This window comes from Pseudomonas sp. URMO17WK12:I11 (genome assembly GCF_007677725.1).
GTDB lineage: Bacteria > Pseudomonadota > Gammaproteobacteria > Pseudomonadales > Pseudomonadaceae > Aquipseudomonas.
Genome location: NZ_VEDF01000002.1, coordinates 320,917 through 336,709 on the forward strand (window position 1 = coordinate 320,917; position 15,793 = coordinate 336,709).

A 15,793-nucleotide genomic window follows, 5' to 3' on the forward strand; every position below is an offset into this window, starting at 1 on the left:
GGGTTTGGTGAGGCGTTGTTGCGGCGCTTAGATCGCGTCGGTATCGGTCTCGCCGGTACGGATGCGGATCGCCTGCTCCAGATTCACCACGAAGATCTTGCCGTCACCGATCTTGCCGGTGTTGGCTGCCTTGGTGATGGCTTCGATCACACGGTCGAGGTCCTTGTCGTCGATGGCGACGTCGATCTTCACCTTGGGCAGGAAGTCGACCACGTACTCGGCGCCGCGATACAGCTCGGTATGGCCCTTCTGCCGGCCGAAGCCTTTTACCTCGGTGACGGTAATGCCCTGCACGCCGATTTCCGACAGCGACTCGCGCACGTCGTCCAACTTGAACGGCTTGATGATGGCTGTGACTAGCTTCATGAAACTCTCTCCCGATTTGGTGGACTTGCCCCAGGAAAACAAACCCGTCTCAAGTCTAAGCGCAGCGGTTGGCTTTGTAACGCGTCGTCGGTGTCCGGCTGCGCGTGCGCACTGCCTGGTCACAGGGAACCGCATCAGTGCATGGCTCGATCTGGTCTTTGCAGAAACCTTGCCAGGTCGGTTAACCGAAGCGAAAACAGCGGGTTAGGCCATTCGACGGTGTTTGGCCAGTCGCCAGCATGGAAAAGATGCACAACTTAGGTGCAGCGCCGGGCCGAGCGTTGCGCAATAAGTGTGCAGCGGCGCAGCGCAACGGATCCGCTGCCGCGCCATGCTAGACTGCACGCCCATTTCACAACTTATGGACGACCGCCGATGCTCGCGCCCAAAGACTTTCTCGATGCCCTGAGCGACCAAGCCTCGCGCCTGTTCAGCGGCGACACCGCGCAACCTCGCGCCGAACTGGAAAGCCAGTTCAAGGTGTTGATGCAAGGCGCGTTCAGCAAGCTTGACCTGGTCAGCCGTGAAGAATTCGACAGCCAGATGGTGGTCCTGGCCCGCACCCGTGCCCGCCTGGAGGCCCTTGAGAAACAAGTGGCCGACCTGGAGGCGCGAATGGCACCGGCCAGCCGCGACTGAAAAGCCCTGTCGCACACTTGCCAGGCGCCGCGGCATCCGTCGCACTAAGCTTCGTCGCACCGCAGGAAGCGGTTTCTCCCCAGCGACAACGGAGCGTCCATGTCACTCGCCCTCGTTCACAGCCGCGCGCAGGTTGGCGTGCAGGCCCCGGCAGTCAGCGTCGAAACGCACCTGGCCAACGGCTTGCCCCATCTCACCCTGGTCGGCCTGCCGGAAACCACGGTCAAGGAAAGCAAAGACCGGGTGCGCAGCGCCATCGTCAATTCCGGGTTGAACTACCCGCAGCGGCGCATCACCCAGAACCTGGCACCGGCCGACCTGCCCAAGGATGGCGGGCGCTACGACCTGGCCATTGCCTTGGGGATCCTCGCCGCTGACGCTCAGGTGCCCGTCGCCGCCCTGGCTGAACTGGAATGCCTCGGCGAGCTGGCGTTGTCGGGCAAGTTGCGCCCGGTACAGGGCGTACTGCCAGCCGCACTGGCGGCCCGCGAGGCCGGCCGGGCACTGGTGGTACCGCGGGAAAACGCCGAAGAGGCCAGCCTGGCCGGCGGGTTGGTGGTGTATGCCGTGGGGCATCTGCTGGAGCTGGTCGCGCACCTGAACGGTCAGGTGCCATTGCCCCCGTTCGCTGCCAATGGCCTGGTACTGCAGCAGCAGCCCTACCCTGACCTCGGCGAAGTGCAAGGTCAGGTCGCCGCCAAGCGCGCCTTGCTACTGGCGGCTGCCGGCGCGCATAACCTGCTGTTTACCGGGCCCCCGGGCACTGGCAAGACTCTCCTGGCCAGCCGCCTGCCCGGCTTGTTGCCGCCACTGGATGAGCACGAAGCACTGGAAGTGGCCGCGATCCAATCGGTCAGTGGCCACACCCCGCTGAGCAGCTGGCCGCAGCGGCCATTTCGTCATCCCCATCATTCGGCTTCAGGGCCTGCGCTGGTAGGCGGCGGCAGCCGACCCCAGCCGGGCGAGATCACCTTGGCGCACCATGGCGTGCTGTTTCTCGATGAGCTGCCTGAATTCGAACGCCGCGTGCTCGAGGTGCTGCGCGAGCCGCTGGAGTCGGGCGAGATCGTGATTGCTCGGGCGCGCGACAAGGTGCGTTTTCCGGCGCGGTTTCAGCTGGTGGCGGCGATGAACCCATGCCCCTGCGGTTACCTGGGCGACCCAACAGGACGCTGTCGTTGCAGCACCGAGCAGATCGCCCGCTATCGCAATAAACTGTCAGGTCCTTTGCTCGATCGCATCGACCTGCACCTGACCGTCGCCCGCGAAGCCACCACGCTCGACCATCAGCCCAGCGGCCAGTCCAGCGCCGAGGTCGCCGCTGAAGTGGCCCAGGCGCGCGACCTGCAACAACGCCGCCAAGGGTGTGCCAACGCGTTTCTCGACCTGGAAGGCTTGCGTCGTCATTGCGCCCTGGCGGCGGCGGACCAACGCTGGCTGGAAAGCGCCTGCGAGCGCCTGACGCTGTCATTACGCGCCGCACATCGGCTGTTGAAAGTGGCGCGCACCCTGGCAGATCTGGAAAGAACCGAGCTCATCGGTAAAAGCCACCTGGCCGAGGCCTTGCAGTACCGACCCGGCAGCGGCTGAACGCTAGCCGCTGGCCAGTGCCTGTTCCACCAGCTTGAGCAACGCCTCTTCGGTAAAGGGCTTGCCCAGACACGCCAGCGCCCCGTTGCCCAGCGCCGCGCGGGTTGCCGCTTCGTCCCAATGCGCGGACATGCAGATCACCGGCAGGTGCCAGTTCAGCAATGCCAGCTCACGCTGAACGTCCAGACCGCTCATGCCGGGCATCTTCCAATCGAGCAGCACGCAGCCGGCCTCTCGGGCTGCCGCCGATTTCAAGAAGGCAGTGCCGGCCGCGAACGCCATGCTGTCAAAACCGGCAGAGCGCAACAGGTTGGCCAGGCTTTTACGTACAGAAGCATCGTCATCGACGATACATACCGCGCTGCTCATGGGCCAGACCGAGCCTCGACGATGCTGTGCATGGCCACCAGTTCGAGCAACGAGCGGGACTGCATCTTGTTCATGATGTTCTTCTTGTGCACTTTGGTGGTCACCTCGCTGGTGCCGATCTCACGGGCGATCTGCTTGTGCGAAAGGCCACCGACCACCAGCGAAAAAACCTGACGCTCACGCTGGGTCAGGCGTTGGTACTTGTCCTCGACCTGGCGCGCGTTCTGCCATTTGCGACCCTCCTCGACAGCCCGCGTGCGCACTGCGTCCAGCAGTGCCAGCAACTGGTCTTCATCGAACGGCTTGGTCAGAAACTCCATGGCGCCAGCGCGCATCGCCTGCACGGTCATGGGAATGGTGCCGAAGCCGGTCATGAACACCACCGGCCAGGGCAGTTGCAAACGGCGCAGCGCCGCTTGCACCTCCAGCCCGCTGGTGCCAGGCAAGTGCATGTCCAGCAGCAGGCAGGCATACGGCGTATCGAGGCGGGCCTCGAACAGCTCTTCGGCTCGGGCAAACAAGCGATGGGGGATGGCCTGCGAGCGCAGCAGACGGCCCAGTGCGTTGCGCACCGAAACATCGTCATCGACCACCAGCACCGGCACCTGGGCGGTGTTGTCGAGCGTGGCCATGGCGTTGATCAGCGCTGGCTCGGGCAGATGATCCAGGCTAGCCGTCGGCCCTTCCAGGCTGATCTCGGTCGCCAGGCGATAACCCCGGCGCGGCACGGTCTGGATCAGCGCACGGTTGCCAAAAGCCTTGCGCAGCAATGAGACCTGCACTTGCAGGTTGTTGTCCTCGACCACGGTGCCGGCCCAGACCTGGCTGAACAGCTCGTCCTTGTCGACCACCCGCCCCTTGGCCCGGATCAAGGTCGCCAACACTTCGAACGCCCGCCCGCCCAAAGCGATCGGCTTGCCGTCGAGAAAGGCCTCGCGCCGTTCCAGGGATACCTGGGCATTGCCTAATCGGATCATGATTTCCTCGCGCGTGCACAGGCGTTTGTGCAGCCTTGGCAGGCTAAGGCTGCGAACGCGGACAGACAATTATCCCGAGGGATAGGGGCTAACTGAAACTATACAAGCACCGCTCGTGGGCCCTGGGCGGATAACGGACAACAGTGTGCCCGTTCCTGCCAAGCAGGCTACAGGCCGCATCGTTGCTGGGCTTGCTGCGTATACTCGGATTTCGAATGTCGCTAGCAGGAGGTGCGTGATGCTCGATGAGCGCCCCGCCCAGCGCCCGGTCGACTTCGACCAGTCGATCGACGACGCCTGGTTGAATCGTTGCGCCATCACCCAACTGGCCCAGGAAGGCGAGCTTGCCTACTTTCGCCTGCTCGACCGCGACACCGGGCACAGCTGGATCGCGGTACGCGCGCCGCTCGAGCTACCCGCTGCCTGCCAACGCTTGGAGCGTGACTACCGGCTGCAGCTGGACCCACAGTGGGCGGTGCTGCCTTCGGCCTTCGTCCGCTCCGCCGAAGGACCCTTGCTGGTGTACCCGGGCGGTCGCTCGATCGCCGACCTGCTCGATCACGGACCCGCCGAGCTGACGCCGTTCTTCGAGATTGCGCTCAACGCAGCCAATGCCCTGGCGCAGGCCCATGCCTGCGGGGTGTTGCACGGGGCATTGCAGCCACAGCACGTACGCCTGCTGCCCGGCAACCGGGTGCGCCTGGGCTTCTTCCGTGCCGAGCCCCCCGCGCTGCACAGCGGCCTGGGCAACCTGCTGGGCAATTGGGCTTATCTGGCCCCTGAGCAAGTCTGCCCGCATGGCAACAGCAACGATCAACGCAGCGATATCTACGCCCTAGGCGCAATCCTTTACCAGCTGTTGCTCGGCGAGCTGCCGCTGGCCGGGCGCGACCCGCAGCACTGGCGGCAGTTGCATGCCGGGGTTCAACCTCGCCAGGCCTGCGACATCGACAGCCGCGTGCCGCAGCCGCTGAGTCGTATCCTGGCCAAGACCCTGGCCAAGGAGCCGGATGCCCGCTACCAGAGCGCCCGCGCCCTGGCAGTGGACCTGGCCCACTGCCGTCGGCAATGGGCAGCAGGCAAGCACATTGCCCAGTTCGAGCCCGGCGCAGCCGACCCGGTGTCGCTCGAGCATGAGCGGCTCTACGGCCGCAGCGCCGAACTGCAGGCCATCGCTCTGTTGCTCAACGGCATGCGCCGCCCGTGCAGGCCTCAAGCGCTGCTGGTCAGCGGTGCCGCTGGCATGGGCAAATCGAGCCTGGTAAGCGAGGCCCTGAAAGCCAGCGGCGCCGGCTACTGGGCAATCAGCAAATGTTCGAGCCCAGAACAAGCAGTGCCCTACGCGCCTTGGGTAGACATCCTCGGTGCGTTGACCACCCAGTTGCTGGCCAAGAACAGCGATGAGCTGGACGAGCTGCGCGCGCAGTTCCTGCAGCGCAGTCAAGGCCACGGACGGTTGCTGGGCAAGCTGGCAGCCGACCTGCAACTGGTGCTCGGTCCGCTGCCTGATCTAGCGGAACAGCCCTCGCGCCTGGCCTTGCTCAAGGAGCAGCGCGCCATCGTCGAGTTGCTGCGGATGCTGAGTCGGCCAGGCCAGCCGCTGGTACTGTGTTTCGACGACGTCCACTGGGCGGATGATGCGAGCCGGCAAGTGCTGGGGCAGCTGTTGGCCGACACACCCGATAATCTGCTGCTGATCCTGATCCAGCGCGACGACGCGCCTGCGGTCGGCGCTGCGCTTGCCTTGCCAGCAGCGCTGAAGGCCACCGCGCTGAAGCTGCGCCCGCTGAGCGTGGGTGCCGTCACCGAGCTGATCGCCGAGCGCTACCATGTCAGCCCGGAGCAGGCCAGGCAGGTCGCTGAGCAGGTGCATACCAAGACCGCAGGCAATCCGTTTTTCATTCACCAGATACTCAAAGCCATGGTCGAGGACGGGCTGTTCAGCTTCGATGCCCAGTCAATGCGCTGGTCGTGGTCCCTGGAGGCGGTGGCGCGGCACCGCTACGCCGATAATGTCGCCGACTTGACCATCGGGCGCATGACGCGCTTGCCAGTTGCGCAGCGCGACGTCCTGCGAATCGCCAGCGCCGCAGGCAGCCGCTGCGATGAGCGGCTGCTGCAGCGCTTGCTCGCGGTACCGGTCGGCGAGCCGCTTAGGGCGCTGATCGACGCAGGCTTTCTGCTGCGAGGACCGAGCGGCCTGGGGTTCGCCCATGAACGCGTGCAGCACGCCGCCTATGCGCTCACCCCCGCCGAGGCGCGCGCGTCTCTGCACGCGCGTATCGCCCAGGCCATGCTGCAGGTCTGGCGCAGCGGCCTGCAGGACGCACTCTTCGAGCTGGCCAATCAGCTGCAACGCGTCAGCCCATGCGCGTTTGCCGCGGCCGACAACGAAGCATGCCTGTACCTGTTGCGCGAGGCGGCGCTGCGCTCACGCGACAGCGGTGCCTATGAGCAGGCCGCAGCTTACCTGCACGCCTGCGAGCAGTTCCTGGCCCACACGAAAAACCCGCAAAGCCACGCCACCCATGGCTTTGCCATGGCCTGCATAGCCGCCGAATGCACGCTGCAGATGCCCTGCAAGCTCGCCGCCGAGCATGCCTTGATGCGCTGTCGCCTGCGGGCCTGTTCAGCGCTGGAACAGGCTCAGGTCTGCCGCTTGCAGGCGCGTTTGCATAGCCTGCGCGGCGAATACCAGGAGGCCATCAGCGTTGCTCTCGACGGCCTGATGTTGCTGGGCATTCAATTGCCGCGCGGCCTCGCCCCGCAGCAAGTCGAGGCCAGTCATGCACGTATCCAGGCCCTGATCGACGAAAAAGGCCGGCACTGCCTGGAGTCATTGCCGCGCACCGACTCAGAACAGGTGGCGGTCGCGATCGGCTTGCTGGCAACGTTGTCGTCGTCGTTTTTCGTCAAGGACGATATCTGTTTTCTGCACCTGGCCAAACTGATGGAGCTGTCGCTGCTGCACGGTGTTGCGCCAGGCAGCACCTATGGCATGGCCTGGTATGGGGTGATGGTCGCAGAGCGCTTCGCCGGCTACCACGATGGCCACGCCTATTGCCTGGCCGCGCTCAAACTGATCGAGCGCCACGGCCTGGAAACCGACCTCACCAGCGCACTGCTCGCCCTGGAACAGGTCAGCGCCTGGACGTCGTCCATCGACTTGGCACATCGGACTGCACACGAGGCGCTGGAATCAGTGCGAGTGAGTGGCGACCTGGCCATGACCAGTTATGCCTGGGTGCACCTGGTCGCGGATTCGCTGTTCATGGGGCAGCCGTTGCCCGCCGTCGCCGAGCAGGTGCAACAGGGCCTGGCCACTGTCGCTGGTTATGGTTATGGTTACCCGGAAATCGCCGAGATCCTGCAGGCTCAGCAATGCCTGGTCGCCGACCTCAGCGGTGTTGCCCGCGCGGCTGCCCTGCCGACAGCGGCCACTACGCCCGCCACGCTGTTCTTCAAGCATCTGTTCGGCGCCATGGCAGCGTTCCACCTGGGCGACGCCCGCCACGCCCTGCGGCAGTTGGACAGCGCGGGCGCGCATACCTGGGCGGTGCCCGGACACATCAATCTGGCCGACTACCATCTGTTGCGCGGCCTGGCGCTGGGCACTCCCGAGGCGCCCGGCAGCCTCGAGGCCAAACACGCCGAGCTGTACAGTTTGCGCGAGCGCTTCAGACGCTGGGCTGCGTTCAATCCGACCACCTTTCGCAACAAGCTGCTGCTCATCGAGGGCGTGATCGCCAAGCTCGACGGTGACGGCCTGGCGGCCATCCGTTGTTTCGACCAGGCGCAGATTGCCGCGACCGCCGCCGGCTTCATTCACGAACAGGCGCTGGCCCATGAACAGCTGGCCGAGGTCTGCATTCCCAGCGGATTGATCTCTGGCGCCAACCTGCACCTGCGCATCGCACGTGACTGCTTTCATCTCTGGGGCGCTGCCGGCAAGGTGCATCAGCTCGAAACCCTGCACCCGTTCCTGCGCACTCAGCCGGTGCAGGAAACCCATCGCTCCAACCAGCAGGCCAAGCTCGACCTTGAGGCCGGTATCGAGGCGGCACGGGCGTTGTCCGAGGAGGTCTTGCTCGAAGGCCTGATCGAAACGCTGATGGGCCACCTTACCGAGCATTCTGGCGCCGATCACGGTGTGCTGCTGATCGTCAGTGGCGCCGAGTTCCAGATGGCCGCCCTGGCCTACATCGATGATGCCGGGCTGCAGGTGAGCATGGACAACTGCCAGAAGTTCATGACCCAGGCGCCATTGTCAGTCATCAACGCCACCATGCGCACCCGCAAGCCTTTGGTGCTCAACGATGCGCTGCACGATTGCCCTGGCGCCTTCAGCCAGGAGCTGCAGGCACGCCAGGCGCGTTCGGTGCTGTGCCTGCCGCTGGTGATCCAAGGCGTACTGATCGGCCTGGTGTACCTGGAAAACCGCCTGGTGCCCAACCTGTTCGGCGGCCAGCGCCTGGCCATGCTGGAGATACTCGCCGCCCAGGCCGCGGTGTCGCTGCAGACCGCCAAGTTCTATACCCGCTTGGCCGAAGACAACCAAGCCCGCGCGCAGATTCAAGAGGAGCTGCGCCAATCACGCGCTGAACTGGCGCGCAGCGCGCATGTGCAGGTCATGAATGAGCTGTCGGCATCGATCGCCCATGAAATCAGCCAGCCGCTGCTGGGCATCGCCTCCAACGCCGCCGCCAGCCTGCGCTGGCTCAAACGCCCGAGGCCTGATCTGGAGGAGGCGATCGCCGGCCTCGAAGACATCCGCAACGACAGCGAGCGCGCCGCCAACATCGTCCGTGCCCTGCGCGCCCTGGCCAAGCAGGCGCCGATGCAGCTCAAGGCGGTGGTGCTCGATGAACTGATCGTCGAAGTGGTGCGCCTGACCTCGGCGGATGCGGCGCGCGCAGGGGTGCAGGTGCAAACACAGGTGCTGTCCGGCCTGAAGGTCATGGCCGATCCGGTGCAAGTGCAGCAACTGGTGTACAACCTGATCACCAATGGCCTGGAGGCGTTGGCCGGTTACCGCTCTGACGCCGTGCTGCAGATCAGCTCCAGGCTACACGGCGAGCAGGTGCAGATATGCGTCGACGATAACGGCCCCGGTATCGCCGCGCACGACCGCGAACGGGTCTTCGAAGCATTCCATACCACCAAGCACCACGGCCTGGGCATGGGCCTGGCAATCTGCAGCTCGGTGGTGCGCGCCCATGGCGGGCAGTTGCAGGCGCTGCAGGCACCGCTTGGCGGTTGCCGGATCCGCTTCAGCCTGCCCCGTGCCGATGCTTAGCGGCTGCCGGCCCCGGGGCGAGGCCAGCAGCGGTACATCTCAGCGTGCGGTCAGTGCCGCGTAGCTGTTCATCAGGTTGCGGTAGTTGGGGATGCGCTGCGACAGCAGGTTACCCAGCCCTTCGATATCGTTGCGCCAGTCGCGGTGCAGCTCACACGCCACCGAGAACCAGTTCATCATCTGCGCGCCCGCCTGGGTCATGCGTACCCACGCCGCCTGTTGCACGGTCGGGTTGAAGGTGCCGGAAGCATCGGTCACCACGAACACGTCAAACCCTTCAGCCAGCGCCGACAGTGTCGGGAAGGCCACGCAGACATCGGTAACCACGCCAGCGATGATCAGTTGCTTGCGACCGGTCGCCTTGATTGCCTTGACGAAGTCTTCGTTGTCCCAGGCGTTGATCTGGCCTGGGCGTGCGATGTACGGCGCATCGGGGAACATTTCCTTGAGTTCTGGAACCAGCGGGCCATTGGGACCTTGTTCGAAGCTGGTGGTAAGGATGGTCGGCAGGCCGAAGAACTTGGCCAGGTCGCCCAAGGCCAGCACGTTGTTCTTGAACTCATTGGGGGAAAAGTCCTGCACCAACGAAATCAGGCCGGTCTGGTGATCGACCAGCAGCACCACGGCGTCGTCTTTATTAAGGCGCTTGTAATCGGCTTGGCTCATTGCAATGACTCCTTGGGTGGGGTGGGAAGCAGCCGGCCCTGTTCCTCAGGGTTATACCGGCGGGTAGTGACGTTTTAAGAATGGCCCAGCGCCTGGCGCCACGCCTTCGGTGGTTGGCCGACCAGGCGGCTGAAGGCGCGGGTGAAATGGGCCTGGTCGCAGAAGCCGCACTCCAGGCTTACGTGGGTGATCGGCGCTTCGGTTGCGAGCAGACGCTTGGCCTTTTCCATGCGCGCCAGCAGCCGCCAGGCCTGCGGCGAGAGACCGGTGGCGACCTTGAAGGCGCGGGAGAAGTGACTGCGGGTAAGGTTGCAGACGCTGGCGATCTCGATGATCGACAGCGAGCTGCGCAGCATCAGTTCCTTGGCCTGGCGCAAGCGCGCCGGGGTCAAGGCGCCGGGGGTTGGCGCAAGCGCATGGGACGGGCCGTGGTGCATGGCGACTCTCCTGTTCGTTAGGGAAAGTTTCGCTGCCTACTTATTACAAAGTCCTAAGCCAAAACTGAATTTTTCTTAATTGGCACTGCTGGCCTAAGATGCTCCGCTACAGGTATAGAAGGTTTAGCGGCATGCAGGAAAATCGCGCTCATCGCACCGTCGCCATGGTGCTGTTCGACAATGTCTTATTGCTGGACGTGACCGGGCCGATGGATGCTTTCGCCATCGCCAATCGCTTCCTGCCTGAAGACCAGCGCTATCGCCTGCTCACCGTCGCCTGCGAACCCGGCGCGATCCGTGGCTCGTGCGGGTTGCAGGTGGTCGCCGATCTGCCACTGGCGGCGCTGCCGGGCGCCGTCGACCTGTTGCTGGTGCCTGGCGGGCCCGGTGCCTACGACATCACCCTGCCTGAACTGGAGCACTGGTTAGGCCAGGCTGCGCGCCAGGCCAGGCGTTTCGGGGCGATCTGCACCGGGGTATTCCTGCTCGGGCGGGCCGGGCTGCTGGGCGGGTATCGCTGCACCACCCACTGGAACTACGTCGAGCGCCTGGCGCGGATGTTTCCCGAGGCGCAGGTCGAAACCGAGCAGATCTATGTGATGGACCGCAACCTGATCACCTCTGGCGGCATCACCGCCGGTATCGACCTGGCCCTGGCCGTCGTTGCCGAGGACCACGGCAAGGCATTGGCCCTGGAAGTGGCCAAAGTGCTACTGGTGGCGCGCCATCGCCAGGGCGGGCAGACGCCATACGGGCCGCTGCTCGCCGCCGTGCCGCGCGACGACTCACCGATTGCGCGGGTGCAGGCGTATATCGTCGACCATATCGACCAGGCCTACACCGTGCAGAAAATGGCCGAGATGGTGGCCATGAGCGGGCGCAACTTCGCTCGCACCTTTCAGCGCGAGGTCGGCATCACGCCCTTGCAGTACCTGCAGAACGCGCGCATCGACCAGGCGCGCAAGCTGCTCGAGGGCAGTGAGTTAGCGCTGAAGGTAGTCGCGGCACGCTGCGGATTCGGCAGTGATCGGCACATGCGCAAGGTATTTTGCGAGCGCATCGGCATGACCCCAGCCCAATACCGAGCGCAATTCGGCGGGGTCTGAGGCTGGACTGTCAGCTGATTAGGGACAATGTTTCTCCGAGCAGGTAGATTGTCTGGCATCGACACATTGCGCAGAATGGCTCGTCTATCTGTTCACACGCTGCCGCGGCAGCTCATGGAGTACGAGCCAATGCCACACGAAGGCAGCCTTCTACAAACCGCAGTGATCTTTCTGCTCGCCGCCGTGCTCGCCGTGCCCTTGGCCAAGCGCCTGCAACTGGGCGCGGTGATCGGCTATCTGCTGGCCGGCGTGGCCATCGGCCCCCAAGCGCTGGGGCTGATTCGCGACACTGAAAGCGTTGCCCACATTTCCGAGCTGGGCGTGGTCCTGCTGCTGTTCATCATCGGCCTGGAATTATCACCCAAGCGTTTGTGGCTGATGCGCAAATCCGTGTTCGGCGTCGGCACGGCCCAGGTGGCAGTGACCGGCGCGCTGATCGGCGCCATTGCCTGGTTCGGCTTTGGCCAATCGCTGGCTGCGGCGATCGTGCTGGGCCTGGGACTGGCGCTGTCGTCTACCGCGCTGGGCTTGCAGAGTCTGGCCGAAACCAAGCAGCTCAATGCCCCGCACGGGCGCTTGGCATTCGCCATTCTGCTGTTTCAGGACATCGCCGCGATTCCGCTGATCGCCCTGGTGCCACTGCTGGCCGCCAGCGGCCCGGACACCCGCCATGGCGACAGCCTGCAGCACGCTGTGCAGGTGTTCGCCAGCATTGCCGTGGTCATCGTCGGCGGCCGTTATCTGCTGCGGCCGCTGTTTCGCATCGTCGCCCGTACCGGTCTGCCGGAGGTCTCGACCGCCACCGCTTTGCTGGTGGTGATCGGCACCGCCTGGCTCATGGAAGAGGCTGGCATCTCCATGGCTCTGGGGGCTTTTTTGGCTGGGCTGCTGCTGGCCGACTCGGAATACCGGCATGAACTGGAATCGCAGATCGAGCCCTTCAAAGGCTTGCTGCTGGGGCTGTTTTTCATGAGCGTGGGCATGGGCGCCAACCTGCGCCTGCTGTTGGACATGCCGCTGGTGCTGCTGGGCCTGACCCTGCTGCTGGTGACGGTCAAACTGCTGTTGCTGATGGGCATCGGCCGCCTGGCCGGTGGCCTGAATCAGGCCAGCGCCCTGCGCCTGGGCGTGGTGCTGGCAGCCGGCGGCGAGTTTGCCTTCGTGGTGTTCAAGCTGGGCAAGGACCAGGGCTTGTTCGACGCCCAGACCTACGACCTGCTGTTGATGACCATTACCCTGTCGATGGCCATCACGCCGTTGCTGATGCTGGGCGGCGCACGTCTGCTCAAGCGCCCGCCAGCCCCTGCGCAAGTGCCTGAGCACTACAAGGCCATCGACGCCGGTACGCCAAGGGCGGTGATTGTCGGCATGGGCCGCATGGGCCAGATCGTCGCGCGCATCCTGCGGGCCCAGCAGATTCCGTTCATCGCCCTGGAAACCTCGGTGGACGCCATCGAGATGACGCGCATGTTCGAGCAGGTGCCGGTGTTCTACGGCGACCCCTTGCGCCCGGAAGTGCTGCACGCGGCCAAGGTCGGTGAAGCGGAGTACTTCATCATCACCATCGATGACCCAGATGCCGCCATCCACACCGCTGAGCGGGTCAAGCGCCTGTACCCGCACCTGAAAGTGCTGGCCCGCGCGCGCAATCGCCAGCATGTGCACAAGCTGGCGGATGTCGGCGCCGAACCGATCCGCGAGATGTTCTATTCCAGCCTGGAGATGAGCCGCCGTGCCCTGATCGGCCTGGGCTTGAGCGAGGCCCAGGCGACCGACCGCATTCGACGCTTCGCCCAGCACGACGAGGAAGTGCTGGTGGCCCAGGGGCTGGTGCGCGACGACCGCGCCAAGGTGATGCAGACCGCCAAGGAAGCGCGGGTCGAACTGGAGCGGTTGTTCGCCTCGGACAGGGACTGACCCTTCAGGCGAATATCAGTCGGGTTATTTGGCCTCAAGCTTTGGCGTCTTTACGCCTTCCGCACACTCTGTAGGAGATTTCGCAACTGCGGTTAAACTGCGCTCATTGCGTCAAGCTTCGTTAGCCAGGAATCGCCCGTGGAAGACCTCAACTCCCTCTACTACTTCACCCAGGTCGTGGAACACGGTGGCTTTGCGCCTGCTGGGCGCGCGTTGGACATGCCCAAGTCGAAGCTCAGCCGGCGCATCGCCGATCTGGAAGAGCGGCTGGGCGTGCGCCTGCTGCACCGCACCAGTCGGCATTGTTCGCTTACCGAGATCGGTCAGGCCTACTACAACCGCTGCCTGGCCATGCGCGTGGAAGCCGAGGGCGCGGCCGAGATCATCGAGCGCAACCGCAGCGAGCCACGCGGCCTGGTGCGCATCAGTTGCCCGACCACCCTGCTCAATTCCTGGGTCGGGCCGATGCTGACCCGCTACATGCTCAAGTATCCCCAGGTCGAACTGTTCATCGAAAGCACCAACCGCCGCGTCGACCTGCTGCACGAGGGCTTCGATATCGCCCTGCGCGTGCGCTTTCCGCCGCTGGAAAACACCGACATGGTGATGAAGGTGCTGAGCAACAGCACCCAGTGCCTGGTGGGCCAGCCCCAGTACCTGCAACGGCTGCCTGAAAGCTTCGACCCGCAACTGCTCAGCACCTTGCCCAGCGTGCATTGGGGCAGCGTCCAGCGCGAGTATCACTGGGAGCTGTTCCAGGGTGAAGACAGCAGCCACAGCATCGTCATACCGCATACCCCACGCATGGTGACCGATGACCTGTTCGCCTTGCGCCACTTCGTGGTGGCAGGCGTGGGCATCGCTCACCTGCCGCGGGTGGCGGTGCGCGAAGACCTGGCCGCAGGCCGTCTGGTGGAGCTGCTGCCGGACTGGCACCCGCGCTGCGGCATCGTCCATGCGATCTTTCCGTCGCGGCGCGGTTTGCTGCCATCGGTGCGCGCCTTGATCGACCATCTGGCCGAAGAGTTCGCCATCAGCGACATGGCATAAGCCTGCATGCCCTCGACCGAGGGGCATCGTTGCGCTGCGACCAGCACACCCTTACAAGACCTTCGGTCGCCCCTTGGCCGACAGTTTCGGTTCATCGTTCCCGGAGCCGTCATGATCCGCGCAACCCCCGGCCCAGGCCGTGCCCTGCTCGCCACCCTTGTCTTCTGCCCGGCCGTCGGCCATGCCGAGGAGCCCGGCTGGTCGCTGCTCAGCCGCCACTATTTTTTGCACAGCGATTTTCGCTCACCCTCCGCCAGTGGCCAGAACTACCGCCAGGAGTGGGCGCAGGGATTCATCGGCGAGGTCCGCTCGGGGTTTACCGACGGCGTGCTGGGTGTGGGTGTGGGTGTGGATGCCCATGGTTTTGTGGGCGTCAAGCTCGACGGCGGTCGTGGCCATGCCGGCACAGGCTTGTTGCCACGCGACAGCGACGGCCGCGCCGCCTCCGACTACGCGAGCGCCGGGGGTGCGTTGAAACTGCGCCTGGGCAGCACCCGCCTGCGCTACGGCGAGATGATGGTCGAAACGCCAGTGTTCGATACCGGCGACAAACGCTTGCACCCTGAATATGCGACCGGCTGGCTGATCGAGAATGATGATCTGCCCGATTGGCACCTGCAGGCGGGGCGCTTCGGCGCCTTCAACAATCAGGACGACAGCTCGCGCCATGATGATTTCCAGGGTTACGGCGCCAGTACCCATGGCCACGCCATCAGCCTGGCGGGTGCGACGTTCGTGCCTGGCGGCGCCTATGGCGGGGCGCTGTATGTGGGGCAGTTGCAGGACACCTGGCGCCAGACCTATCTCAACCTTAATTGGACCGAGGGCCGCTGGCGCCTGGATGGCAACCTCTACAGGACCCGCGATACCGGCAACGCCAGCGCGGGGGCGATCGATACCCTGGCCTACAGCCTGCTGGGCAAATACCACGCAGGTGCGCAGGCGGTGAGCCTGGCCTATCAGAAGATCGACGGCGACACACCGTTCGATTTTGTCGGGGGCGATTCCATCTACCTGGCCAACTCGATCAAGTACGCCGACTTCAACGGCCCCGGCGAGCGCTCCTGGCAGCTGCGCTATGACCTTGATTTCACCTTCTTCGGCGTGCCCGGATTGAGCGTGATGGGACGCTACGTCAGCGGTCGCGGCATTGACGGTAGCCACGCGCCGCAAGGCGGCGTCTACGCAGGCCAGTACGGCGCAGGCGGCAAGCACTGGGAACGCGATATCGACCTGAAGTACGTGGTGCAGGCAGGGGCTGCCAAAGACTTGAGCGTGGCGTTATCGCACGTCAGCCACCGCGCGAACCGTGCACAGGCTGGCGACGACATCGATCGCCTCTACCTGATTATCGAGTACCCGCTGACTGGCCGTTTCTGA

12 protein-coding genes are annotated in these 15,793 nt (G+C 64.6%); 7 read left to right on the top strand and 5 right to left on the bottom strand.

Going from position 1 to position 15,793, the window contains the following annotated elements:
• Positions 1 to 27: 27 nt before the first annotated feature.
• Positions 28 to 366, bottom strand: a complete 339-nt coding sequence (gene glnK, locus FS665_RS04775) for a P-II family nitrogen regulator (protein WP_002555808.1) — start codon at positions 364 to 366, stop codon at positions 28 to 30.
• A 375-nt stretch (positions 367 to 741) separates the two neighbouring features.
• Here glnK and FS665_RS04780 point away from each other — a divergent pair, with 375 nt between their 5' ends.
• Together FS665_RS04780 and FS665_RS04785 are read left to right on the top strand one after the other, a co-directional pair.
• Positions 742 to 1,005, top strand: a complete 264-nt coding sequence (locus FS665_RS04780; protein WP_145184207.1) for an accessory factor UbiK family protein — start codon at positions 742 to 744, stop codon at positions 1,003 to 1,005.
• A 99-nt stretch (positions 1,006 to 1,104) separates the two neighbouring features.
• Positions 1,105 to 2,595, top strand: coding sequence for a YifB family Mg chelatase-like AAA ATPase (locus FS665_RS04785; RefSeq protein WP_145184210.1), 1,491 nt, complete (start codon positions 1,105 to 1,107; stop codon positions 2,593 to 2,595).
• A 3-nt stretch (positions 2,596 to 2,598) separates the two neighbouring features.
• Here FS665_RS04785 and FS665_RS04790 read toward each other — a convergent pair whose 3' ends face one another.
• Complete coding sequence (locus FS665_RS04790) at positions 2,599 to 2,964, bottom strand: response regulator transcription factor (protein ID WP_145184213.1); 366 nt, start codon at positions 2,962 to 2,964, stop codon at positions 2,599 to 2,601.
• Positions 2,961 to 3,941, bottom strand: coding sequence for a response regulator (locus tag FS665_RS04795; protein WP_145184216.1), 981 nt, complete (start codon positions 3,939 to 3,941; stop codon positions 2,961 to 2,963). Before FS665_RS04795 ends, FS665_RS04790 begins: the two co-directional genes overlap by 4 nt.
• Positions 3,942 to 4,179: 238 nt before the next feature.
• Between FS665_RS04795 and FS665_RS04800 the strand changes: the two genes are divergently transcribed.
• Positions 4,180 to 9,237, top strand: a complete 5,058-nt coding sequence (locus FS665_RS04800) for an ATP-binding sensor histidine kinase (protein WP_145184219.1) — start codon at positions 4,180 to 4,182, stop codon at positions 9,235 to 9,237.
• Positions 9,238 to 9,276: 39 nt separating this feature from the next.
• Here FS665_RS04800 and ycaC read toward each other — a convergent pair whose 3' ends face one another.
• Both ycaC and FS665_RS04810 read right to left on the bottom strand, forming a co-directional pair.
• The gene (gene ycaC, locus FS665_RS04805) at positions 9,277 to 9,903 is read right to left on the bottom strand and encodes an isochorismate family cysteine hydrolase YcaC (RefSeq protein ID WP_145184221.1); all 627 of its coding nucleotides are present in this window, start codon (positions 9,901 to 9,903) and stop codon (positions 9,277 to 9,279) included.
• A 74-nt stretch (positions 9,904 to 9,977) separates the two neighbouring features.
• A complete protein-coding gene (locus tag FS665_RS04810; protein WP_145184224.1) occupies positions 9,978 to 10,340 on the bottom strand; it encodes an AraC family transcriptional regulator in 363 nt (120 codons plus the stop codon).
• Between the two features lie 131 nt (positions 10,341 to 10,471).
• On the opposite strand from FS665_RS04810, the gene FS665_RS04815 reads away from it, so the two are divergent.
• The 4 genes from FS665_RS04815 to FS665_RS04830 all read left to right on the top strand — a co-directional run bounded on the left by FS665_RS04815 (position 10,472) and on the right by FS665_RS04830 (position 15,793).
• Positions 10,472 to 11,446: a GlxA family transcriptional regulator gene (locus FS665_RS04815; RefSeq protein WP_145184227.1), complete on the top strand. Its 975-nt coding sequence runs from the start codon at positions 10,472 to 10,474 to the stop codon at positions 11,444 to 11,446.
• A gap of 129 nt (positions 11,447 to 11,575) precedes the next feature.
• Positions 11,576 to 13,363: a monovalent cation:proton antiporter-2 (CPA2) family protein gene (locus FS665_RS04820; protein WP_145184230.1), complete on the top strand. Its 1,788-nt coding sequence runs from the start codon at positions 11,576 to 11,578 to the stop codon at positions 13,361 to 13,363.
• Between the two features lie 138 nt (positions 13,364 to 13,501).
• Positions 13,502 to 14,413 (top strand): LysR substrate-binding domain-containing protein, encoded by a 912-nt coding sequence (locus FS665_RS04825; protein WP_145184234.1) that lies wholly within the window; start codon positions 13,502 to 13,504, stop codon positions 14,411 to 14,413.
• Positions 14,414 to 14,524: 111 nt separating this feature from the next.
• Positions 14,525 to 15,793, top strand: coding sequence for an OprD family outer membrane porin (locus tag FS665_RS04830; protein WP_145184237.1), 1,269 nt, complete (start codon positions 14,525 to 14,527; stop codon positions 15,791 to 15,793).

Coding starts and splice junctions, on each gene's coding strand:
- FS665_RS04815 (WP_145184227.1), top strand. CDS start 10,472: ATGCAGGAAAATCGCGCTCATCGCACCGTCGCCATGGTGCTGTTCGAC.
- FS665_RS04795 (WP_145184216.1), bottom strand. CDS start 3,941: ATGATCCGATTAGGCAATGCCCAGGTATCCCTGGAACGGCGCGAGGCC.
- FS665_RS04810 (WP_145184224.1), bottom strand. CDS start 10,340: ATGCACCACGGCCCGTCCCATGCGCTTGCGCCAACCCCCGGCGCCTTG.
- FS665_RS04800 (WP_145184219.1), top strand. CDS start 4,180: ATGCTCGATGAGCGCCCCGCCCAGCGCCCGGTCGACTTCGACCAGTCG.
- FS665_RS04780 (WP_145184207.1), top strand. CDS start 742: ATGCTCGCGCCCAAAGACTTTCTCGATGCCCTGAGCGACCAAGCCTCG.
- FS665_RS04785 (WP_145184210.1), top strand. CDS start 1,105: ATGTCACTCGCCCTCGTTCACAGCCGCGCGCAGGTTGGCGTGCAGGCC.
- glnK (WP_002555808.1), bottom strand. CDS start 366: ATGAAGCTAGTCACAGCCATCATCAAGCCGTTCAAGTTGGACGACGTG.
- FS665_RS04820 (WP_145184230.1), top strand. CDS start 11,576: ATGCCACACGAAGGCAGCCTTCTACAAACCGCAGTGATCTTTCTGCTC.
- ycaC (WP_145184221.1), bottom strand. CDS start 9,903: ATGAGCCAAGCCGATTACAAGCGCCTTAATAAAGACGACGCCGTGGTG.
- FS665_RS04790 (WP_145184213.1), bottom strand. CDS start 2,964: ATGAGCAGCGCGGTATGTATCGTCGATGACGATGCTTCTGTACGTAAA.
- FS665_RS04830 (WP_145184237.1), top strand. CDS start 14,525: ATGATCCGCGCAACCCCCGGCCCAGGCCGTGCCCTGCTCGCCACCCTT.